The sequence below is a fragment of the Cryomorpha ignava genome (assembly GCF_010686655.1).
Taxonomy (GTDB): domain Bacteria; phylum Bacteroidota; class Bacteroidia; order Flavobacteriales_D; family Cryomorphaceae; genus Cryomorpha; species Cryomorpha ignava.
The window spans coordinates 124,551-147,307 of record NZ_JAAGVY010000002.1; the positions used below are offsets into that span (position 1 = coordinate 124,551).

Consider the following 22,757-nt stretch of genomic DNA (forward strand, 5'->3'; position numbering starts at 1 on the left):
GGTGCTATCTTGATCGCCGAAATCGGTTGTTATCCAGATTAACACACTGAAGGGTTATTCTATGAAAGTTCTTGTATCTCATCCTACGGGCAATGCAAATGTACGCGCAGTGATTGATGCTTTTAATCGCAGCGGCATCCTGTTTGAATTTAATACCACAGTAGCTGTTAATCCGGAAGCTTCGTGGCTAAAGGTTTTACCTAAATCGCTACGAGATGAACTCTTGCGTCGAAAATATGATATCCACCGAGACTTAATTGTTTCTTATCCTTTTCGAGAAATGGGAAGGTTGGGCTTCGGAAAGCTTGGATGGAAGAATTTTACTAAACATGAATATGGGAAATTTTCTGTTGATGCGGTCTATAGGTCTTTAGATACTAGAGTGACAAAGAGAATAGAAGAGCTTGAAATTTCAAAAAAGCCTGACGCAGTATATACATACGAGGATGGGGCTTTAGCAACATTTAAAAAAGCCAGCCAGCTTAATATTAAGTGTATTTATGATTTACCAAAAGGGTATTGGCGAGCTGAAAGAGATCTATTGGGAAAAGAACGCGAAAAGCGACCTGAATGGGCCACCACACTAGCAGGTTTTAAAGATTCGGATCAAAAATTACGAAGAAAAGACCTTGAGCTGGAATATGCCCAACATATAATTGTCGCGAGCAGTTTTACAAAAAGTACACTTTCATACTATCCAGGAAACTTACCGCATATAACTGTAATACCCTATGGTTTCCCTCCGGTTATTGAAGATCGCGAATACACATATACTAAAAATCGTAAGTTGAAACTACTTTTTGTGGGTAGTCTGTCGCAGCTGAAAGGTATTGCCAACGTGCTTGAGGCAGTTAATGTTCTTGGGAACCAAGTAGAACTTACAATTGTAGGTCGGAAATCTACGGAGGCTTGCCTTCCTTTGAATGTGGGTTTAAGTGAGCATCGATATATTTCCAGTTTGCCGCATCAGGAAGTTCTACGCGAGATGAGCAATCATGATGTTTTTGTTTTCCCATCACTTTTTGAAGGTTTCGGTATGGTGGTTACCGAAGCTATGTCGCAGGGAACTCCGGTAATAACGACGAATAGAACTTGTGGAGCTGATGTAATATCTCATAATGAAAATGGATGGATTGTAGAAGCGAGCTCAACAAGTGCAATAGTAAGTCAAATTAAATTAATTTTGGAAAGCCCTTATTTAATTGAGAAGGTGGGAAGAGCGGCAATGGATAAAGCGCGAACCAGACCATGGGCCCAATATGGAATTGAGCTTGTTGAAGTAATTAGCAGTATTTGTAAAGACAGATAAAATTGGAAACCACTTTAAAAAATAATGGCTCTAATCAACCAATACTTCTCGAGTATCAAAAGAGAATAGAAAAATCGGAGGCGAGAAGACAATTTGTAGTTAAAGGAATTTGGCTTTATTTCATTTTACTTATTTTCGAAGGAGCTCTAAGAAAATGGGTGCTTCCCTCTTTAGCCACTCCTTTGCTAATTGTGAGAGACCCTGTCGCAATTGGTTTATTACTGTATGCTTGGTACTATGATTTCTTTCCTAAATCGATTTTTATTGTTTGGATAACCATAATAACCTTGGTTTCAGCCTTTGCATCTTTGTTTATTGGACATGGTAATATATTTGTCACCTTGTACGGAGCGCGCATTCTACTGATCCATTTTCCTTTTATTTTCCTAGTTGGATCTATCCTTAATAAAAATGATGTTATAAGAATTGGTAAGGCGCTGCTGTGGATTTCTATCCCAATGGCAGTGCTCATTGTACTGCAGTTTTATAGTCCGCAATCAGCTTGGGTTAATACCGGTGTGGGTGGAGATATGGATTCAGGTTTCGGAGGAGCAATGGGTTATTTCCGACCCCCGGGCACTTTTTCTTTTAATAATGGAACATCTGCATTCTTTCGCATGGCTGCGGCGTTCATATTTTATTTTTGGCTTAGACCGGGAAATATTCGTAAGGTCGTTTTAATCGCTGCAACTGTAGGTCTCATTCTTGCTATTCCTTTTTCAATTAGTAGAGCGCTCACATTTTCGGTGGTGGTCATGATCGTTTTTGTTTTATTGACTCTTTCAAGAAATCCAAAATATCTTGGTAAAATTCTCGGGGGTATTATTGGAATTAGCATTTTGGTGATTTTGCTTATGCAAACAGGTTTTCTAGATACTCCAATGGAAGTGTTTTTGAACCGTTTTGAGCAGGCGGCAAAATCAGAAGGTGGAGTGGAAGGGACACTGGGAGAAAGATATTTGGGTGGTATGTATAATGCTATTGTTGGAAGTGGTAATGAACCATTTTTTGGTAAAGGATTAGGGATGGGAACTAATGCAGGAAGTGTAATGCTTGGTGCAGGTGAGAGAACGTTTTTGATATCAGAAGGTGAATGGGGAAGGCTAGTGGGCGAAATGGGAGCACTCTTGGGTATTAGTGTAATCGCTATACGCTTGATAATTAGTGTAAAACTCACTTTGGCAAGCTATTTTAAAATTCCAGATGGTGAGGTACTTCCTTGGATGTTACTTAGTTATGTATTATTGATCTTCCCACAGGGCGCTTGGGCCCAACCAACTACCCTGGGATTTAGCACCCTTGTTACCGGTCTCTTAATCGCATCATTTAACGAAGCGCCCGAACCTAAATTGGATTCTACGGGTATAACTGAAGAAAGTGACAAAAAACCAACGCGGGCGTGAGCAATAAAAATAACATATTAATTTATCGGCTTGGAAGCCTCGGAGATACAGTGATAGCCCTGCCGATATTTCACAAAATTCTGGAGATTTATCCCGACGTAGAAAATATTACACTGCTAACCAATAAACCGGTTGCTTCTAAAGCAGCACCGCTGGAAGCTGTTTTGGGCAGTGGACTTTTCTTTAACGAGGTGCTTTCATATCCCGTAGGTACGCGAAACCCGCTAGTTCTTGCCAGATTAATAGCAGAAATCAGAAAAAGGAAGATCCATACTGTTATCAATATCACCGCGTTGCGCTCGCCCGAAGCAGATAAGCGCGATAAAGTATTCTTTAAAGCGGCTGGCGTAAAAAAGCTAATAGGATTTGATAACGCACCCGAAGATTACAAAGTTCAAACAGATCCTGAAACAGGATTTTTTGAATGGGAAACAGCAAGGCTTGCACGCAAAATTCGCGAGCTGGGTTCATTAGATTTTAACCTGGATAAAAACTGGGACTTAAAACTAACCAATGCTGAAATCTCCCGGTCAGACGAGCTTTTAAACTCAATTCCCTCTGAAACATCTTTTATTGCCATGAATGTAGGTACCAAAATGGAAATAAAAGACTGGGGAATTGATAATTGGGTACAGCTCGTAAAATCCTTGAGGCTGCGTTTCTCTAAATTTACTCTTGTATTAATTGGTGTAGATGAAGAGTCGCCATTGGCGGAAGCCTGCCTTAAAGCATGGGCTGGCGAAGGATTAAACCTTTGCGGAAAATCTTCTCCGCGCGTCTCAGCTGCCATTTTGAAAAAAGCTAGTTTATTTATAGGCCACGATAGCGGCCCAATGCATCTTGCCGCTTGTATGGGAACACCGTGTGTGGCAGTGTTTTCATGCATTAACCAGCCTCGACAATGGTATCCGCGAGGCGATAGAAATAAGCTTATCTTTCCCAAAACTGATTGTGCTCAAAGTCCACAAAAAAAATGTGTCAACAATGAAAAATGTGTTCTCACTATAAAACCCGCCGAGGTGCAAAGCGCAGTGCTTGACATTTTGGGTAAAAAACAGCTCGCATGAAAATTTTGCGTGTAATAGCGAGTATGGATCCTAAATCTGGAGGTCCTTGCCAGGGAATTCGGAATACCACTGAAGCGCTTTCTTTACTTGGAGTTCAAAATGAGGTGGTTTGTGTAGATGCTCCTGATTCTCCATATTTAGGAAATGATTCTTTTCCCATCCACGCTCTGGGGCCGGCTAATAACTTTTGGGCTTATTCTGCTAAATTATTTCCCTGGCTGATTAATAATATTGGTCGGTTTGATTCCGTGATTGTTCACGGTTTATGGCTGTATCCGTCTCATGCAGTTAAAAATGCAATGAAAGAACTGTCAAAATCACCGACTGCAAAAAGCATTCCCTGGTTTATAATGCCTCATGGCATGTTAGATCCCTATTTTCAAAACACTCCGGATAGAAAAATCAAGGCTATTCGCAATAAGTATTACTGGAAGATTATTGAAAACAAAGTAGTTGAGTCTGCAACTGGTCTGTTATTCACTTGCGAAGAAGAACTTTTATTGGCAAAAAAACCGTTTGAACCTTATAAGCCAAAAGCCGAATTAAATGTAGGATATGGTATTCAGTCACCACCTGATTATTCTCCTGAAATGTCTACGGCCTTCTATGAGCAATGCGAACTGAATAGTGATGAGAAATATTTGCTTTTTTTAAGCCGTATACATCCCAAAAAGGGAATTGATAACTTAATTAGGGCCTATCAAAAATTGATTGAAAGCGAAGGAAATCAGCCCATTCCTCTTTTGGTTATTGCCGGACCGGGTTTAGAAACTTCTTTCGGAGAAGAAATGCGTGCGTTGTCAGAAAGTGATGAGATGTCAAAAAATCGTATTTCCTTTCCAGGAATGTTGCACGGAAAAGCAAAGTGGGGAGCTTTTTATGGATGCGAAGCCTTTGTTCTCCCGAGTCACCAAGAGAATTTTGGAATTGCTGTAGCTGAAGCATTGGCGTGCGCTAAACCGGTTTTGATATCTGATAAGATTAACATTTGGAGAGAAATTACTGAAGGCAAAGGAGGGTTGGTTGAAAGTGATACGGAATCAGGTACCTTTGCACTTTTAAAAAATTGGGTAAATCTTTCTTTAACTGATAAAAGTGCACTTTCTACAAATGCTTTTTCTACTTATCACCGCTTTTTTAAAATAAATAACAATATTCAAACTTTGGTTAAAACCCTTGAAGAGTATATTTCAGTAGAAAAACAATCATGATTGATGCATAACGTTGATACACATACCGGTCCATCCTTTTCCTTTCAAAATAGATTGGCGCGTATGATATGGAATGTGTTCTATGTAATTTTTATTCGGTATTCGCCTAACCTCCTTCATGGATGGCGTGTACATTGGCTGCGTGTGTTCGGTGCTAAAATCGGCAAAGGGGTACACGTTTATCCGAAAGTAACTGTTTGGGCTCCTTGGAATGTTGAAATAGCCGATTACAGCGGAATAGGAAATGGTGTTAAATTGTATTCTCAAGGCAAAATCTTTATTGGTCGTAAGGTGGTAATTTCTCAAGGTGCTCATATTTGTGCGGGAACGCACGACTACACCAATCCGGGATTCCCATTAATTTCAAAACCCATTTCTATTGCCGATTTTGCCTGGGTAGCCGCCGAGGCATTTGTGCATCCCGGAGTTAATATTGCGGAAGGATGCGTAATTGGGGCACGCTCTGTGGTGACGAATGATATGCCCGCATGGACAATTTGTTCCGGATTTCCGTGTAAACCTTTACGCGAAAGAATCAAACAGGAAGAAATAGAAACATTTAAGAACCATTAAAGGAACTTTTCTCTAAACATGCTCGATCTCACAATTGCTATACCTGTTAAAAATGAAGAGAAAAATCTCGGTGGTTGCCTGGAAGCTATTGGTAGGGGATTGGTGCGAAAAATTGTAATTATCGACTCCGGAAGTACAGACAATACCAAAGCTATTGCAAAAGAGTTTGGGGCAGATGTACTTGATTTTTACTGGGACGGAAAATTTCCCAAAAAGCGTAACTGGTTTTTGAGAAATCATACTCCAAAAACAACATGGGTACTTTTTCTCGATGCCGATGAATATCTGACTGCTGATTTTAAAGCAGATTTAAAAGATGCCCTCACGGCAAATTCTGATAAAAATGGGATTTATGGTTTTTGGCTCAATTATTCAATTTACTTTCTCGGTAAAAAGTTAAAAGGCGGATATCCGCTTACCAAACTCGCGCTATTTAGAGTGGGAGCGGGTGAGTATGAGAAAATTGATGAAAATCAATGGAGTAAGATGGATATGGAGATTCATGAACATCCTATTTTAAAAGGTAAAATCTCCAATATTAAAAGTAAAATAGACCACCGCGATTTTAGAGGGATTGACAGCTATGTGGATAAGCATAATCAATATGCAGCATGGGAAGCAGCCAGATTTTCACAAATTTTGAATGACGCTGATTTGAGTAACCAATTTACATGGAAACAGCGTATAAAGTACCGGATGATTCATTCGATTTGGATTGGTCCGTTATTTTTTATTGGAAGTTATATATTTATGGGTGGTTTCAGAGATGGATCGCGTGGATTTGCCTTCGCTATTCTAAAAATGTCTTATTTTACGCAGATTTACTGTCGTCTCAGAGAATTGAAACAAAAAGAAGAAAATAGATTAATTTAACCAAAACCAATGATCGGAGTTGTTATTATAACGTACAATAATGAAAAGCATATAATAGATGCTTTTCAATCTGTTGTAGATCAGGAATTCACAGATTGGATCTGTGTGATGATCGATAATGGGAGTACGGATTCAACTTTTGAAATCATGCAGCGTTTAGTTGCCGGCGACCCTCGCTTTTCTGCCTTCAAAAAAACAAATGAGGGCCCCGCAGCCGGGAGAAATTTGGGTTTCTCTAAGCTTCCTGATCATATTGATTATGTCCATTTTCTTGACGGCGACGATATGCTCCACCCATCATATCTCTCTACAATGGTTGAATATTTAGATACACATTTGAATGTTGGGCTGGTTGCTTGCCAGTTTGAAGAAATTGATAACGATGGAAATTACCTGGGAAAAGGTCATCGAAGTAGATTTTCTCCTTCCTCCTTTTTTGGTTTTCCGCGCGATCTACCTTTAAAAATAGTTAAAACACCATTTGTAGCTTTCTTTGCAAGCACTGGAGCTGGGCCATTTGGTACTTATAGAAGATCTGTTTTTGTAAAGACAAATGGATACGAACTCAAATCTCATGAAGACACCGATATGTTTTGTAAGATGAGTTTGCTTGCTGAGGTACATTATTTACCTAAATATCTCTACACAAAAAGACAAACATTAAACAATCTGGCACATGCCCCGGCTTATCGTTCTACCCATGGGTTTTTTAGACGTAAGTGGGACTTTTACCAAACCGATAATCCTACGCTAAATCTTTTAATTGATAGAAGTATTCGTTATTATTATATCAAACATGTACCATTGCGCCATTTTAAGGTGTCAGTGAAAGCATTTAAACAATTTACTAGAAATAAGAAATTCAACTCCCTTTCGTGGTCCATGCGTTGTTTTAAAAATGGTGTAATGGAATTGCTTTTTAAGAAGTCGTATAAACGCATAATTAATAAACGAAAGTCACTTCAGTCCCAGCGAGTGCAATAGCTGCGCTGAATCCAAAAAACACATTTTACTAATTGAGAAAGCGCGTTTTATTGCTTGGTTACAATTTTTTTCCTGAGCCAACCGGAATTGGGAAATATAGCGGCGAAATGATTGAATGGCTCGCTAATAGTGGTTGCGAATGCACTGTACTCACCACTTACCCATATTATCCTTATTGGAAGGTGCAGGAACCTTATAGAAAAAACAGATTTTGGTATAAAATTGAAAAGCAGAATTTTGATTCTGGTGGAAGTATTAAAATTATCAGATGCCCCATATACGTCCCCTCAAACCCTTCGGGATTAAAACGTATTGTTCTTGATTTTACATTTCTTTTTACTTCTGCATTTCCTTTAGTTTATCTCCTTTTTAAAAAAAAGAAAGATTTGGTAATGGCCGTGGCACCTTCATTTTTAATAGGGCTTCCGGCTGTATTGTATAAATTTTTTAAGCGTTCAAAATTTATCTACCATATTCAAGATATGCAAATAGAAGCCGCACGCGACCTCGGTATGATAAAATCCAAATTTCTAATCAAGACCTTATTCGGAATAGAGAATTTTATTTTTAGAAAGGCAGATATAATTAGCAGTATTTCTGACGGAATGACGCTGAAGCTGCGGCATAAGAGTAATCGCGAAATATATTTCTTTCCCAACTGGGCTGATATCAAAACATTTCATCCTATTCATAATAAGACCGAAATCAAAAAGGAGTATGGCTTTGAGGACAAAGATGAAATTGTTTTATATTCAGGAGCTATAGGTCAGAAGCAAGGCCTCGATGCAATTTTGTCGGCTGCTGATTTTCTGCGTGAAGAGGCAGATATTAAATTTATAATTTGCGGACAGGGGCCTTATAAGTCGGCGCTCGAAAAAACGGCATCAGAACTTAAGCTTAATAATACTTTCTTTTTTCCACTTCAGCCATTAGAAAAGTTTAATGATTTTTTGAATCTTGCAGATGTGCACCTGGTCATTCAGAAAGCCGACGCCAGCGATTTGATGATGCCATCAAAGCTTACCTCAATTCTTGCTGTTGGTGGGCTTGCCTTAATTACAGCAAATGAAAATTCAGGGCTCCATTCAATTGTAAAAAATCATGGAGTGGGGATGGTAGTTCCAGCAGAAAATCAAGAAGCATTAAACCTCTCTATCCGGATGGCATTGCGCGAAAAAGAAAAAAACCGCCTAATCAGAGAAAAAGCGAGAAGCTATGCCGAGCAATTCCTCGATAAAAATGAGATAATGAGCAGGTTTAAAGGTGATATGCTCTGAATGTGATCATATTTATCTAAAATAATGCAACATGAACTTCTTTGCGCTGTTTCAGAATTAAATAGTTTAGAATTGGGGAATGCTGAGAACTCTGAAGTGTGGAATTTATCCTACAATTAACTTAGTTTGTCGACGGATCATGCTTTTCTATCCTAATGGGTTGGTGAAAAAATATTTCGTTAACAAAGATTTATAGGCAGTTAATACTCAATATTTCAGCGTTTTATGAGCCTCAAGTATAATCAAACGCAGGCATGCTTTTCCTTTTAAAATTATTTGGGCAAGCTTTTTGGCAAGTTGTTGTGACGAATTACAAATTCATGTTTCAAAAAAAAATTACAAGTTTTATGAAATATATTGGACAATATGGGTATTTTGTCTTATATTTGTCCCTGTTCGTCGAAAGATTCAATTTGAAATAATAAAAACGAAACAGTAACAATCCGGTCGTTTTGACTTAACCGGTACGTAGTGCAAAGTTAATCTAGGCATTACACAAAACGATCAGGGTTTAACAACCTTTGCACAACCACACTTTGGTTTGTTGAGGCCAAATTAAGATGCTTTATGGAATATCGCTACGCTACCTTTTTTAAACTGCTTAATGCAGCAGTTGACTACTTTCTGCTAAATATTCTGCTCCTTACAGGGCTGCTCATTATTTCTCCAAATGCCATGGAGACATCTTTAGTAAGCAATCTGGGGTTTCATCTCCTCATTGTAAATCTGCTATGGTTTTTTGCTTCAACACAAAGCAAACTTTACGAACGTGTATTAAAAACAGAGGCCGTCCCATTTTTGAAAAAAACTATTTGGGCGCTTGTAACTTTTTCTCTGGCTCCTTTGTTTTTGAATCTGGTTACCCCAAATCTTCTGATATCACTTGAGTTTGTAATACCATTTTTATTGGTGTTTTCTCTTATCATTCTTGCAAATAAGATTCTGTTTTTATCTGTACGGAAGTCGCAGCGTCGATTTTGGGTAGATTACAAAAAAATTGTCATTTTGGGAACAGGCGAATCATGTAGAGAACTTTATGACCATTTTTTAGATAATACCAATTCGGGCTATGTAGTGCAAGGGTACTTTAGTGATAAGCCATGTGCCGATCTATCTACAGAATTCAAATACCTGGGTAAGCTTGAGCAGTCAGTTGCTTATGCTGCCAAAAATGGTATTTCCGAAATATTTAGCGCCCTTTCTTCTGATAAAAAAGAATTGGTGAAAAGATTAATGCAGGAGGCTGACCAAAATTTAATCAGATTTAGATTTGTGCCGGATCTTTCCGCATTTATGGACAAAAATGTAATGATAGAGTACTATGGTGCATTGCCTATTATATCTCATCGAAGAGAGCCACTTCAGGTAAAAGTAAATGAGATAATCAAGAAAATATTTGATTTTGTATTTGCGGCTTTTACAACTGTTTTTATACTTAGCTGGCTCGTTCCACTTATTGCCATTGCCATTAAAATAGATTCTCGCGGACCTGTGTTTTTTCGTCAGTTACGTTCTGGTAAGGACAATAAGCCATTCTTCTGCTTGAAGTTTAGAAGTATGTATGTGAATAACGACTCTGACTCAGTACAGGCAAGTAAAAATGATAAAAGGATTACTCGCGTAGGTGCTTTTTTGAGAAAAAGTAGCCTCGATGAGTTTCCGCAATTCATTAATGTTCTTCTTGGTGATATGTCTATTGTAGGGCCGCGCCCGCACATGCTTAAGCACACTGAAGATTATTCAAATGTAATAGAAGACTTTATGGTGCGACAGTTTGTTAACCCCGGCATTACCGGCTGGGCGCAGGTAAATGGTCTTCGTGGAGAAACAAAAGAAACCGAATCTATGACCAAGCGGGTTAAAGCTGACCTGTGGTACATGGAAAACTGGAGCTTTTTGCTCGATATAAAAATTGTATTTCTAACAATGATTCAGACATTGAAAAAGAATGAAAATGCTTTTTAACCTTTATTTTTGTTAAGTTTAAAGCCCGGTCTTATAGATCGGGCTTTTGTTTTATAAAACGCTTATCTTGAACAGGCTATCTGCCCTGGAATTTAATTAAACTTTTGAAGATTAAGGAGTATTAGTCGAGATTTAAAGTTAAATATTCGCGTAGTACTATCTCTTCTATATGATTAGCAACATGCCTAATATCAGGATATATCCTAAATACTGCTTGTAATCTTGATTGAATGAAGTAATTTCGAGAAATAAAAAATTGAGAAGGATTCTTTTTTACTCTTATCTTGCGCTTCATCATGAACCACTTATTTGTATTTGTTGATTTTTCCGAAACGTCTATTCTTGCGTTTAATCAGGCATTGGCTATAGCTGAATATAAAGGTTCCAAAATCAGCATTTGCCATATTGTAGCCAATCTTACTAAAGAAATACAGGCGGCTGTAGAATTAAAATTGAAGCCGTTTATTGAAACTGCTCAAAAAAAGGGTGTCAAATTAGATTCGGTAATTGTTGAAGGCGAACTTTTTGAAACTGCAAAATCCGTTGTAACGCGATTAAAGCCTGACCTTATTGTGGTTGGTACGCACGGTAGAGATGGAATTCATTTGCGCCTCTTTGGTAGCGCAATCCACAAACTTGTGCGCGAAGTTCCAGCACCTTCTTTGGTTCTTGGCAAAACTTGTTCAATCATGCGAAGCGGTTTCAGAAAAGTGCTTGTCCCTGCTAGTTCACAGCCAGCTTATCTTATTCAGGTAGAGCGCGCCTGCGAATTGCTTGCGCCGGATGGTGAGATAACGCTATTTGCTATAGAAAACGCCAACTTTCCCGTTGATAATGCTTCGATGGTAAATATGGACAATGCCAGGGAATTGCTCGAAGCAAGAAATGTGAAGTGGAAATATGTAGAAGTTCAGGCAAAGCCGCATCAAACGGGGATGGCAGCTCAAACATTGGAATATATTCTGTCAGAGAAAATAGAAATGATAGCCATAGCTGCCGAAATCGCCGAACGATTCAGGCATTTTGGAAAGCTTGATAAAGAGGCCATTTTGCTAAATGAAGATGGAATAAAAGTGCTCTGCGTAAATCGGCAATTGGTTTAATCTTATTTTTTGAAAAATTTTATCGCATCTTTTAGAATCTCGGAATGATCGAAACCTAATTGGGGTAAATCATTCAGGTCAAACCATTTTGCAGCCTCCGCATCTGAAGCAGCTTTAGTTTTTACAGCATCAGCATTCACTTGTCCTATAAATGCAACAGTTACCGTATGTCCGCGTGGATCACGCCCAGGATCGCCATACGCTTTTAATTGTGAGAGGTTTTCCATCCTCAGAGATGTTTCTTCCTCTAATTCTCTGATGGCGGCTGTTTCCAGATTTTCGCCATCATCTACAAACCCTCCGGGGAATACCCACTGCCCTTTGAAAGGATCATTCTTGCGCTGCACAAGAAGCACTTTTTTGATGTTAGCTGCAAAAGAAAATATCACAGCATCTACAGCTAGCCTTATATCCTGTTTTATTGCCATCGCATAAAGATAGTAGATTTTGCATTTTCAGTATTCAAACAAAGTTTTATTTCTAATCTAAAGAGTTTTATATTTATCGCCAGCTCACTATCACTTTATGACTACGATTATTTTTTACACGCTTGCAAGCATTTTGATCATTTTAAACCTGCTGCCCATTGTCCCAAATCAGCATTGGGCTTTTAGAGCTTGGGATTTTGGACGTATTCAACTGCTTATATTAGAGTTACTTGTTTCTATATTCGGGTGGGCTTTGATAAGTGATGCTGACACAGTTTTTTACATCATTCAAGCCTTAATTATTCTGGTGATAGTCCAAAACATGTGGTTGCTATTTCCATATACACCTCTCTACAACAAAAAGTCTCGATCAAAAACGGAAAATTCTTCAAAGTTGATGTCCATTCTTTCGGTAAATGTTTATCAATTTAATACAGATTATCACTTGCTCATAAACCTAATAGCGGAGCAAAAGCCAGATATCGTTTTCACGGTGGAATCTAATAGCGACTGGGAAAAACAGCTTTGTGTAATTGAAAACGACTATCCTTATCATCATAAACACACGCTGGAAAATACATATGGAATGCATTTTTATTCCAAGCATGAAATCGTAAATGCCAAAACCCATACTTTTGTTTCAGATGATATACCCAGTTTTGAGATTGACTTGAAACTGAAAGATGATACCGATTTTACTTTTTTCGGAGTACACCCGCCCCCGCCCAGCCCAAGCGAAGAACAAACGTCAAAGGAACGTGATGGAGATTTACTTTCAGTGGCTAAGCGCATTGACAAACTAGATCAACCCATAATTGTGGCAGGTGATTTCAACAATGTAGCATGGGCACGATCGTCCAAATTGTTTCATAGAACGTCAGGACTCATTGACCCTCGTCTTGGCTATGGACTTGTCTCTACTTTTCATGCAAAATATAAGTTTCTACGTGTCCCCATAGATTTGCTCTTTCATTCAAGTCATATTTATATCGAAGATTTTAAAAGACTGAGTGCTATCGGATCAGATCACTTTCCCATGTTCTGTAGTTTTTATATAGATAAGATTAGCCACTCGCAAGAAGATGAAATAGAAGAGAAGGAGCCCGGTGATAAGGAAGATGTGGAGGAGAAAATTGAGGCTGGCAAAAAGGAAAATGGTGATCGCCATATAGTGGCAAGTGAATAATTTGTCGCTACATCATACGAAATTGTAGTTTAGATTTCTTATTAATGTGAGTGAGGAGAATCACGTCCGATACCGAAATAAATCCCGAAATTTAATTGAGGCAGAATTATTTCTTCCAAACCATAGATTCTACTGAGCTTGATTCTTTTTCAAGGGGTAGCTACTTAAGAAATGAGGTACAGCAATTGAAGTCAAACTTATAATTTCAACCCAAAAAGGGATTAGTGGTTAAGTGAAAATATAATACTATGTTTGAACATAATGACACAGAGAAAATATAAGGTTTTAGAAATTTGTGCTGGTGCGGGAGGTCAGGCACTTGGCTTAGAGGATGCTGGCTTTGATCACAGTTGTTTAGTTGAAATTGAAAAACTCGCATGTGAAACGTTGAAATTTAATAGGCCTGATTGGAATGTGGTTGAATTGGATGTCAAGCTGTTTAGCGCAGAGGATCTAAAAAATATTGATTTACTTGCCGGTGGGGTTCCTTGTCCTCCTTTTTCAATTGCCGGAAAACAGGAAGGAGAAGACGATGAGCGTGATTTATTTCCTCAAATGATAAGGTTGGCAAAAGAATGTGATCCTAAAGCTATTCTTATTGAGAATGTAAAAGGCTTACTAAGTAAAAAATTCGATAATTATAGGTATAATATTGATAATCAATTTTATAAATTGGGTTATAGAGGGAGATGGCAATTGTTGTACTCATCGGACTTTGGTGTTTCTCAACTTAGACCTCGTGCTGTATATGTTGCGTTTAAGCAGGAGTATATTGATTATTTTCAATGGCCGCAGAAACTTAATAAATTGCCAGTTTCAGTGGGCGAATTGTTACACGAGGAAATGTCTGCCAATAAATGGAAGCTTTCTAACAATTGGAAAAACACAGCTAATAGTATTGCACCTACATTAGTTGGTGGCTCAAAAAAACATGGAGGCCCTGATCTTGGCCCTTCAAGGGCAAGAAAAGCCTGGGCGAAACTAGGAGTTAATGGTTCTAGTTTAGCTGATAGTGCCCCACAAGAAGATTTTGATGGCCCTCCTAGGTTGACCGTTCAGATGGCTGCCCTTGTTCAGGGTTTTCCCGCAAGCTGGAGATTTATTGGACGTAAAACTGCAGCGTACCGACAAGTCGGTAACGCTTTTCCGCCGCCAGTTGCTAAACATATTGGAATTCAAATTATTTCAGCTCTAAATAAAGAAAATAAAAATGAATGGTCGCACAAAAGAGAAAAGGTGCTCGAACTAAACTTCGAGAGTATTTCTTGAACAATATTGGAAAAATTCTGAATTCTGATGAGTTAAGAGAAGTTGCTGGTATTAGTGAGTGGGCGAGACGAATTCGTGAATTGAGAAACGAAGAAGGTTTGAACATTCTTACCCATAATGATCGAAGCGATTTGAAACCTGGACAATATATTTTGGTTACTTCGAAACCTTTACCAGCATTTGAGCGAGGTATTTCCAAAGAAACAAGAGCATTTGTGTTGGATAGAAATGGATTCACCTGCCAAATGTGCGGAGTTGCGGAGGGTGAACCACATCCATACGACAATAACAGAAAGACTCGTTTGCATATTGGCCATATAGTTGATAAATCAATGGGTGGAATGGATGAAGCAAATAATTTAAGAGCAATTTGCTCGCTATGTAATGAAGGAGCCTCTAATCTGACCTTGAATAGACCTAGTACTATAAAATTGATTGCGCAAGTGAGAAGAGCATCAGCAAATGATCAACTAGACATTCTAAAATGGTTAATTCAAAAATTTCCCAATCAATCAAGAAAAATATAGATAGCTGTTTCCCTTGTAGATTATACTTCCCCATACCATTTCTTAAAAAGTAGTCATAATGCTTTACCTGTGGATGTGATTTTAAAATAAAATAGTTTTCTCAATGCTAAAATCTGAAGAGACACTTTACGATTTCTTACCATTAGAGCGCTGAAACGGAGTTAAATTTATTTTCGATATCAATCACGAGCTGATGTTAAAATAAATTTAGGGAGAAAAGTGTCAATAAATTAGTAGATTAAAAGGCTTATGTTATTCATTACCATTGTTGATCATTTATGTAAAACTCGTGTCAAGAGCCCACTTGACTTGCAATCTATCTTTGTATATTTCCGCATACATTTAAAACGCTATTACTTTTGTAACCTGCTTAAAATCAATTTGTAAAAAATTTAAGATTTATTCAAATTTTAAACAAAACATAAAAACTCGATGAACCAAAACCCATTTATAGTTGATCTCAATGAAGTAGATCTTTCCATGCTCGACACTGTGGGTGGTAAGAACGCTTCCCTAGGCGAGATGATACAGAACCTTTCAAATCGCGGGATTTCAGTACCTGGCGGATTCGTAATTACTGTTCACGCTTTTAATAGTTATATAGAACACAATGATTTGCGGGGGCGAATTGATAAAGTGCTCGACAATCTCGATCATTCAGATATTGTTTCGTTAAGAAGGGCGGGATCAAATATTAGGCGAATGGTTGCAGACGGGGTGTTCTCTCCTGAATTGCAGCAGGAAATTAGAGAAAAATACATTGCTCTTTCTGAAAAGTATGGCAATGAGGGTACTGACGTTGCCGTGCGCTCATCGGCTACAGCCGAAGATTTACCAGACGCTTCATTTGCCGGTCAACAGGAAACATTTTTGAATGTTCGTGGAACACAATCATTGCTCGTTTCTGTTAAGAGTTGCTTTGCGTCTTTGTACAATGACCGGGCAATATCTTACCGCCAGGAACGCGGATTCGATCACAGTGCAGTACGCCTTTCTGTTGGTGTGCAAAAAATGGTTCGATCTGATTTAGGTGCATCCGGTGTGGCTTTTTCGATTGATACCGAAAGTGGTTTTCGCGATGCAGTGATCATTAATGGTGCTTACGGTCTTGGGGAGCTCATTGTGCAGGGAGAAATTTCTCCTGATGAGTTTATCGTTTATAAACCAAAGTTAAAAGACAAAAATCTAAATCCCATAATCGAAAAGAAAATGGGTCAGAAGCACCATAAAATGGTCTATGGTACTACGCTCACGGAATTGGTGAAGCGCGTTCCGGTAGATAAAAAGCTAAGTGAAAGCTTTTGTATTACCGAAGATCAGATTTTACAGCTCGCCAGATGGGTTGTCGAAATTGAAGATTACTATACTCAGAAACGCGGTGTATGGACTCCAATGGATGTAGAATGGGCTTTGGACGGCCTAAACCATCAATTGTATATTGTGCAGGCAAGACCGGAAACCATTCATTCGCAGATCGAAACAGGTAGGGTTTTGGAGTATCAGCTCGACGAAACTCCAGGTGATGACAAGCTACTCATGGAGGGTATTGCAGTTGGCGATAGAATTGGTGCAGGAAAAGTGCATAAGCTTTTTACGCTTGACGGCAGAGATGGGAGTGAGGATGAAGAATCTTTTAAAGAGGGCGAAGTACTTGTTACCGAAATGACCGACCCGGACTGGGAGCCAATTATGAAAAAGGCATCTGCGATAATTACCGACAAGGGTGGTCGTACCTGTCATGCGGCCATTGTAGCACGAGAAATGGGGATCCCAGCGATAGTTGGTACCGGCAATGCCAGTAAAAAGTTTGAAAATGGGCAAGAGCTTACAGTGTCTTGCGCCGAAGGTGAAGTAGGAAAGGTTTATAAAGGGAAGATTAGTTTTTCCAAAACGGAAACTATGCTTGATGACCTTCCGGTAACGAAAACGCCTATAATGATGAATGTGGCGTCGCCAGATCTGGCTTTTAAATTTTCGCGCATACCCAGCGCAGGAGTTGGACTTGCAAGAGAAGAGTTTATCATCAATAATTATATCAAAGCACACCCTCTGGCATTGCTCAATCACAAAACGCTGGGCGATGAGAAATTAAGTAAGAAAATTGCAACGCTTGCGCATGGTTTTGAGGATGAACGTGATTTCTTTATCAAAAAGCTTTCTTATGGTATTGGACGAATTGCGGCAGCTTTTTATCCAAAGGATGTTATTGTTCGTTTCTCCGATTTTAAATCAAATGAGTACATGAATCTTTTGGGCGGCAGCTATTTTGAGCCCAATGAAGAAAACCCAATGATAGGTTGGCGTGGTGCATCTCGTTACTATTCAAAAGAATACAAAGAAGCTTTTGGGATGGAGTGCGCTGCAATAAAAAAAGTGCGCCAAGAAATGGGCCTCGAAAATGTAATTGTGATGATTCCTTTTTGCCGAACGCCGGAAGAAATGCAGCGTGTCCTCGCTACCATGGCAGAATTTGGCTTGACACGGGGCGAAAATGGATTGAAAGTTTTCCTTATGGCCGAGCTTCCATCCAATATTTTACTCGCTGATGAATTTGCTGACCATATTGATGGTTTCTCTATAGGATCAAACGATTTAACTCAACTTACGCTGGGGCTTGATCGTGATTCAAGTCTGGTTGCTCATCTCTATGACGAACGAAACAGAGCGGTGAAAACCATGATTAGCATGTTGATAAAAACGGCAAAAGCCAAAGGTGTGAAAGTAGGAATATGTGGGCAGGGGCCTTCTGACTTTCCTGACTTTGCCGAGTTTTTGGTTAATGAAGGGATAGACACAATATCGGTAACCCCAGACTCAATTCTTAAAACGCTGAAAGCCATCCATAAACTGGAAAATGGATTGCAATAAATCGCAAGTAGAATAGAATAAAAAATAATAGCCACTCAATTTAAGTGGCTATTATTTATTCAATTAATATGATGGATGTTGCTATGATAAATTGATTTTATCACTATCCAACCCTGGCGCTTTAGCTTCGCTCTATACCTATTTTGGATCTGCTTTGCAGCAATGTTTAATATGTCATTCTTGGTTGATTGTGCTATAGCTCTGTGAATTCGCATACTTGCTCTTTCGTACCATTTTTAATTTGATTCAACTTATTTTTTTGCCTTCATTTATTCGGGGCGCTTGTGCCAAATCGCTAAAAATAAACCTGTTGACATACGCCTTGCGGCTGCTTTTGCCTTTTCTGCCCGTTCTCCCTCAAAGAGTTGATCCAGCGTTTCATACCAAAGCTGTAGCCATTTCCCAAAGTGAGCCTGGCTAATTGTATGGCCTTCCTTCTCGTCCATACGTTGATGGGCGGCCGGAGGATTTCCTTTGAACTTAACAACCCCAAAGAGATTTGTTTCCCAAAAATCAGTCAGTTTTTCTAAGTGTAAAGGCCAATGATCATCTGGAATACTCCCATTAAAAATGGGTCCGAGAAGCTTGTCTTTACGAATTTTTACGTAAAAGGTATTTACCAGCAAGCTTACGTCATCGCGACTATCAATTGTTTTCATTTTCAAGATTTTTGAGCTACATCTTCTACGCGCTCAGGCTTATCGAGTTTAGAAAGTGAAAGTCGTACAACGCTGTCCTCGTGTGCCAGCAGGTCGTGTGGAACATTTCCCGAAAGGGTAAGAATGGCTCCTTTTGTCAATTTATGTGTTTCGCCCTCAATGCCAAAATCAATGCTGCCTTCCAGCAAATGCACAATAATAGGGAAGGGTGCTTTATGCTCTCGCATGGCCTGACCTTTTTTGAGCAATATGCGTATTTCTTTCGTGAAGGAAGTTTCAAGTATTACTTCTGTCCGAACTTTTGCATCGTTGTATGTTAAGTCTGAGTTGAATGAGTGATTGTTTGTCATAATCTATCTATCCCTTGCGGTAGTTGTATTGTTTCTGCAAAGATACGCGATTTTTATCAGGGATAAAAATGTCCGAAATATGTTTTGACAAGTTTTGTGCTCAGTTTTAATTTACAACTCTTAATGAAAGATAACCAAATCTTAAGGCTTTTCATTTGTCGTTGTGATGAAGTGGCCCGCTATTTTGGGCTTCTTACGCATCTTGCGGCTTCACCTTGCAGCTAAAAGCTTATCACAACACCATATTCCATTCCAGTTTTTTCCCTATTTTGGCTTTTTAAAGTCACTTCGAATGCAGGCTTTCCGCACCTTAAAAGATTTTATTCGCGCTCTGGCAAATAACGAGGCGTTTTTCTCGGCTCTATTTGCTCGGCGAAATGTGAGTATTCGCTATGAAGATGCGATGGATTTGCTGGATGGCCGACCAGACAGATTGGCGTTTTTGATTGAGCACGGACTGGTTCAACAAAATGGTGAATTCTTGGAATTGGACGAGCAGTTTCAAGAATTTTTTGAGCAAATTCTGGAAGTGAATATTGAAGTGAGTACCGCTTATATTCAGGAAAGTGTGGAGAGCATCCAAAGCAATATCACTTATTTTCTCAATGAAAACAGCTCTTCGCGAAAGCATCAATATTTGCGGAAAGTAAAAAGCGATTTGCGGAAGCTCTACAAAAATATATGGCGCAATACACTCGATTTGCGCCGCAATATTGAAGATACTTACAAAACCGAACCAAACTACAAGATCAAAATTGCCAAGCTGGAACGCTATGATCAAAAAGCTGGCGATATTGAAAAGTTGATTGCTGTGGTTGAAGATTTATGCTTTGAGAAAGAAAAGCTCTTTTTTATTCGCGCTACCGACGAAGAGCTGAATAGAATAAAGTGGCAATTGCGAAGTACGTTTAGTGATACCCGCCACCAATTGATTGAAATACAGCGGCAAATAATCAATTATCTGAATCTTGTTCGTCAGCAATCTCTTCTCGTTGAGCGGCTTAGAAAGGTGAAATTCTTGAAAGACCAGTTTGAACTGAAAGAAAAATCGAATATTACACAAGTTCTCGATAGACGTCATGATTTGATATTTGAAAAACGTCCGACCTATCCGCTCAAGCTTTCAATTCGTGAGCTGCAAACCGATTCTGCACGTGAAATTATTGCTGCTGTTTTGGCTAACAAAAAGCAGAAAGCACAATTAAAAAGGCAAGTTGCAGATGCATTTACTGCCGGTGAGCTGGAAGCTGAAAAAGATGAAAGTGCTTTTGTAAATATTGATGAAGTGAAGAATAGCTTTTTGGCTTCGGGACGCGAGCTTTTGGATTTTTTGCTTCAGTACCCCTTGCCGGGAAATATGGATTTTGACGCCAGGCTTACCTTGTATTGCCGCTTGGTGGCTTTGTTTCCCAATGAAATTGATGTTTCGGAAAATTATGCTTTAAAAAATGGTGTTGAATATGCGATGGCCTATCCAGCCTAACTAAACCAAGAAAAGATGCAAGACCTACCCAGACAAACCACCCGAATTTTTGAGATTCTTAGTAAAGGCTATTTCGTAAATTCCAATAGTAACGACTCCGAACAACGCGAGCTTTACACGATTATTGATGAACACAGCGACCAGTTAAAAAGCTACTTTGTACAGATTGGTTTTCAGTTGGAGCAGGGCGACGATTATTTCTATTTTTCCCGAAAGGAAGACAAAGCCACAATGAGTCGCAAAATTGAAACGGCTTATAAATGGATAGATATTTTGGATTTTTTCAAAACGTTTAATACCGGATTTGCTCCCGGATTTCGGTTTTATTCCACCCAAGTAGTTGAAGAAGTGCGGGTAAACGGGCTATTGCGAAACAAACTGAACGATATTGACAAGGGGAAAGGCGTATCTGCCCGAGACCAGATTGAAAAGATTCTTACACGCATGGAGCGTGAAGGTTTTATTGAGAAAATAGATGATTTTAACGATACCTGGAAAGTGACGGCGGCTTTGCATTATATGGAGCAATTGATTCTTGCGCTCGATGTTACTGAAGATGAAACGGATATTAAAGCAGAAAAAAGCTAAAAGATGAAGTTCACAAATCTCATATCTGTTATTTCTGAAACGCATTCGTATTTGCAAGCCGAAGCGGTTAATGGTTTAAATAGTGTCTGGATCAGAAAGTTGGATACCAAGGCGCAAGCAGTATTGAAAAACAAGGAGTTGACATTTGTCAATGACTGTTTTCAATACAATTGCAACGCTGGTAGCGTACATTATGGACGGACACTGAATAGGTTGCTGACTGCTCGTACTTGGCTTATTGGTTTTTATATTGTGGAGTATGAGCAGAATGGCGAAGACAGAGCAAAGTATGGAGAAAATTTGCTCAAAGCTATTGAAGAGAATCTAACCGATCAGAATGATTTTGTGATAAATCAAAGACGTTTGAGAGAATTTCGACAGTTTTATCTTGCCTATCCGCAAATGTGGCGGTCGCTGTCCGCCATTTTGGAAGTAACATCAATTTGGCGGTCGCTGACCGCCATTTCTGACGAAGCAACCAACATAAACATTCTCCAGTTGCTGACTGGAGAATTCGAAAATACCAAATAAACACATATGATGGAGAAGGCCTATACTGACTGGATTGAATATCTGAAACAAAAAATTAAATCAGCACAGCTTAAAGCAAGTATTGCTGTAAATGAAGAGCTATTACGTTTGTATTGGGATATTGGAAAAAGCATAGTTGAGAAACAAGAAGCCTTTGCGTGGGGTAGCAAAATAGTAGAGCAAATGGCTAAAGATTTAAAAAGAGAATTACCCGATACCCATGGCTTTTCAAGAACGAATTTGTTTGCCATGCGCAAGTTTTATTCGTTTTACAAGCATCAAGACATGGTTCAACCAACTAATGAACAAATAAAGAATACGGATATTCGAGAAAATATCCAATTAGTCCACCAAGCTGGTGGACAATTGCCAGCAGATAGTATTTTGTGTAAAATTCCTTGGAGACATCACGTAGCTATCATGAGTAAATGCAGCACTTTAACAGAAGCAATATTCTATATTCAACATACTATACATAACAATTGGAGTAGAAATGTTTTAGAAATACAGCTGGAGTCAAATTTGATTGAAAGACAAGGAAAGGCACAGAACAATTTTGAACTAACACTACCAAAACCGCAAAGCAACCTTGCTCAAGAAACTCTGAAAGATCCTTATAAATTTGATTTTTTGACGCTGGAAACGAATGTGCAAGAACTTGACTTAGAACGAAATTTAACAGAAAATATTACCCAATTTTTATTGGAACTGGGTAAAGGTTTCGCTTTTGTAGGCAGACAATACCCCTTACAAGTGGGAAATAAGGAGCGCAGACTTGACCTTTTATTTTACCACATTAAAATGCATTGTTATGTGGTAATAGATATTAAAATGGGTGAGTTTGAACCCGAGCATGCTGGTAAAATGAATTACTACCTTTCTGCAATAGACAATCTTTTGAAAACGGAAAAAGAAAACCCAAGTATTGGCATTATTCTGTGCAAGTCCAAAGATAGTTTAGATGTAGAGTACACGCTGCAAGACATGAACAAGCCAATGGGAATAAGTGAATTTACATTTAGTGAATTGCCGAAAACGATTAGGCAAAATATGCCCACAGTAGAAGAATTAGAAAACGAACTTAGCAGACTATAAACCAATCC

The 22,757-nt window shown here is 38.9% G+C and carries 22 protein-coding genes; 18 read left to right on the forward strand and 4 right to left on the reverse strand.

Annotation, left to right across the window (positions count from 1 at the left end):
* Positions 1–61: 61 nt before the first annotated feature.
* The gene (locus G3O08_RS01825) at positions 62–1,309 is read left to right on the forward strand and encodes a glycosyltransferase family 4 protein (protein ID WP_163282962.1); all 1,248 of its coding nucleotides are present in this window, start codon (positions 62–64) and stop codon (positions 1,307–1,309) included.
* Positions 1,310–1,544: 235 nt separating this feature from the next.
* On the opposite strand, the gene G3O08_RS20845 is transcribed toward G3O08_RS01825, so the two are convergent.
* Positions 1,545–1,781: a hypothetical protein gene (locus G3O08_RS20845; protein ID WP_204336741.1), complete on the reverse strand. Its 237-nt coding sequence runs from the start codon at positions 1,779–1,781 to the stop codon at positions 1,545–1,547.
* Between G3O08_RS20845 and G3O08_RS01830 the strand changes: the two genes are divergently transcribed.
* The 9 genes from G3O08_RS01830 (at position 1,768) to G3O08_RS01870 (ending at position 11,765) form a co-directional block, all read left to right on the forward strand.
* Positions 1,768–2,712, forward strand: coding sequence for a hypothetical protein (locus G3O08_RS01830; protein ID WP_204336742.1), 945 nt, complete (start codon positions 1,768–1,770; stop codon positions 2,710–2,712). The genes G3O08_RS20845 and G3O08_RS01830 overlap by 14 nt on opposite strands.
* The gene (locus G3O08_RS01835) at positions 2,709–3,779 is read left to right on the forward strand and encodes a glycosyltransferase family 9 protein (protein WP_163282963.1); all 1,071 of its coding nucleotides are present in this window, start codon (positions 2,709–2,711) and stop codon (positions 3,777–3,779) included. Before G3O08_RS01830 ends, G3O08_RS01835 begins: the two co-directional genes overlap by 4 nt.
* A 104-nt stretch (positions 3,780–3,883) precedes the next feature.
* Positions 3,884–4,990, forward strand: a complete 1,107-nt coding sequence (locus tag G3O08_RS21620) for a glycosyltransferase (RefSeq protein WP_204336743.1) — start codon at positions 3,884–3,886, stop codon at positions 4,988–4,990.
* The gene (locus tag G3O08_RS01845; RefSeq protein ID WP_204336744.1) at positions 4,991–5,563 is read left to right on the forward strand and encodes an LbetaH domain-containing protein; all 573 of its coding nucleotides are present in this window, start codon (positions 4,991–4,993) and stop codon (positions 5,561–5,563) included.
* 18 nt (positions 5,564–5,581) lie between these two features.
* Positions 5,582–6,436: a glycosyltransferase family 2 protein gene (locus tag G3O08_RS01850; protein WP_163282965.1), complete on the forward strand. Its 855-nt coding sequence runs from the start codon at positions 5,582–5,584 to the stop codon at positions 6,434–6,436.
* A gap of 9 nt (positions 6,437–6,445) precedes the next feature.
* Positions 6,446–7,420, forward strand: a complete 975-nt coding sequence (locus tag G3O08_RS01855) for a glycosyltransferase family 2 protein (protein ID WP_163282966.1) — start codon at positions 6,446–6,448, stop codon at positions 7,418–7,420.
* A gap of 32 nt (positions 7,421–7,452) precedes the next feature.
* The gene (locus G3O08_RS01860) at positions 7,453–8,697 is read left to right on the forward strand and encodes a WcaI family glycosyltransferase (protein WP_163282967.1); all 1,245 of its coding nucleotides are present in this window, start codon (positions 7,453–7,455) and stop codon (positions 8,695–8,697) included.
* A gap of 567 nt (positions 8,698–9,264) precedes the next feature.
* Entirely contained in the window at positions 9,265–10,662 is a 1,398-nt protein-coding gene (locus G3O08_RS01865; protein WP_163282968.1) for an undecaprenyl-phosphate glucose phosphotransferase, read from the forward strand.
* 296 nt (positions 10,663–10,958) lie between these two features.
* Positions 10,959–11,765 (forward strand): universal stress protein, encoded by an 807-nt coding sequence (locus G3O08_RS01870; protein WP_163282969.1) that lies wholly within the window; start codon positions 10,959–10,961, stop codon positions 11,763–11,765.
* A gap of 2 nt (positions 11,766–11,767) precedes the next feature.
* On the opposite strand, the gene G3O08_RS01875 is transcribed toward G3O08_RS01870, so the two are convergent.
* Positions 11,768–12,193, reverse strand: coding sequence for an NUDIX domain-containing protein (locus G3O08_RS01875; RefSeq protein WP_163282970.1), 426 nt, complete (start codon positions 12,191–12,193; stop codon positions 11,768–11,770).
* Between the two features lie 97 nt (positions 12,194–12,290).
* Here G3O08_RS01875 and G3O08_RS01880 point away from each other — a divergent pair, with 97 nt between their 5' ends.
* From G3O08_RS01880 to ppsA, 4 genes are all read left to right on the forward strand, one after another.
* Positions 12,291–13,379, forward strand: coding sequence for an endonuclease/exonuclease/phosphatase family protein (locus tag G3O08_RS01880; protein ID WP_163282971.1), 1,089 nt, complete (start codon positions 12,291–12,293; stop codon positions 13,377–13,379).
* Positions 13,380–13,640: 261 nt separating this feature from the next.
* Positions 13,641–14,648 (forward strand): DNA cytosine methyltransferase, encoded by a 1,008-nt coding sequence (locus G3O08_RS01885; RefSeq protein ID WP_163282972.1) that lies wholly within the window; start codon positions 13,641–13,643, stop codon positions 14,646–14,648.
* Positions 14,645–15,175, forward strand: a complete 531-nt coding sequence (locus G3O08_RS01890; RefSeq protein WP_204336745.1) for an HNH endonuclease — start codon at positions 14,645–14,647, stop codon at positions 15,173–15,175. The genes G3O08_RS01885 and G3O08_RS01890 overlap by 4 nt, the downstream gene beginning before the upstream one ends.
* 432 nt (positions 15,176–15,607) lie before the next feature.
* A complete protein-coding gene (gene ppsA, locus G3O08_RS01895) occupies positions 15,608–18,043 on the forward strand; it encodes a phosphoenolpyruvate synthase (RefSeq protein WP_163282974.1) in 2,436 nt (811 codons plus the stop codon).
* Between the two features lie 269 nt (positions 18,044–18,312).
* On the opposite strand, the gene G3O08_RS01900 is transcribed toward ppsA, so the two are convergent.
* Together G3O08_RS01900 and G3O08_RS01905 are read right to left on the reverse strand one after the other, a co-directional pair.
* Positions 18,313–18,702 carry a group III truncated hemoglobin gene (locus G3O08_RS01900; protein WP_163282975.1) on the reverse strand — a complete coding sequence of 130 codons (390 nt, stop codon included), beginning with the start codon at positions 18,700–18,702 and terminating at the stop codon, positions 18,313–18,315.
* A gap of 2 nt (positions 18,703–18,704) precedes the next feature.
* The gene (locus G3O08_RS01905) at positions 18,705–19,052 is read right to left on the reverse strand and encodes a cupin domain-containing protein (RefSeq protein WP_163282976.1); all 348 of its coding nucleotides are present in this window, start codon (positions 19,050–19,052) and stop codon (positions 18,705–18,707) included.
* A 292-nt stretch (positions 19,053–19,344) separates the two neighbouring features.
* Here G3O08_RS01905 and G3O08_RS01910 point away from each other — a divergent pair, with 292 nt between their 5' ends.
* Genes G3O08_RS01910 through G3O08_RS01925 form a run of 4 tightly spaced genes read left to right on the forward strand, consistent with a single transcriptional unit; the run spans position 19,345 to position 22,749 of the window.
* On the forward strand, positions 19,345–20,535 hold the full coding sequence (locus tag G3O08_RS01910; RefSeq protein WP_163282977.1) for a hypothetical protein: 1,191 nt from the start codon (positions 19,345–19,347) through the stop codon (positions 20,533–20,535).
* Between the two features lie 15 nt (positions 20,536–20,550).
* The gene (locus tag G3O08_RS01915) at positions 20,551–21,123 is read left to right on the forward strand and encodes a condensin complex protein MksE (protein WP_163282978.1); all 573 of its coding nucleotides are present in this window, start codon (positions 20,551–20,553) and stop codon (positions 21,121–21,123) included.
* A gap of 3 nt (positions 21,124–21,126) precedes the next feature.
* Complete coding sequence (locus G3O08_RS01920) at positions 21,127–21,654, forward strand: DUF1016 N-terminal domain-containing protein (RefSeq protein WP_163282979.1); 528 nt, start codon at positions 21,127–21,129, stop codon at positions 21,652–21,654.
* A 6-nt stretch (positions 21,655–21,660) separates the two neighbouring features.
* A complete protein-coding gene (locus G3O08_RS01925; protein WP_239540832.1) occupies positions 21,661–22,749 on the forward strand; it encodes a PDDEXK nuclease domain-containing protein in 1,089 nt (362 codons plus the stop codon).
* Positions 22,750–22,757 lie beyond the last annotated feature (8 nt).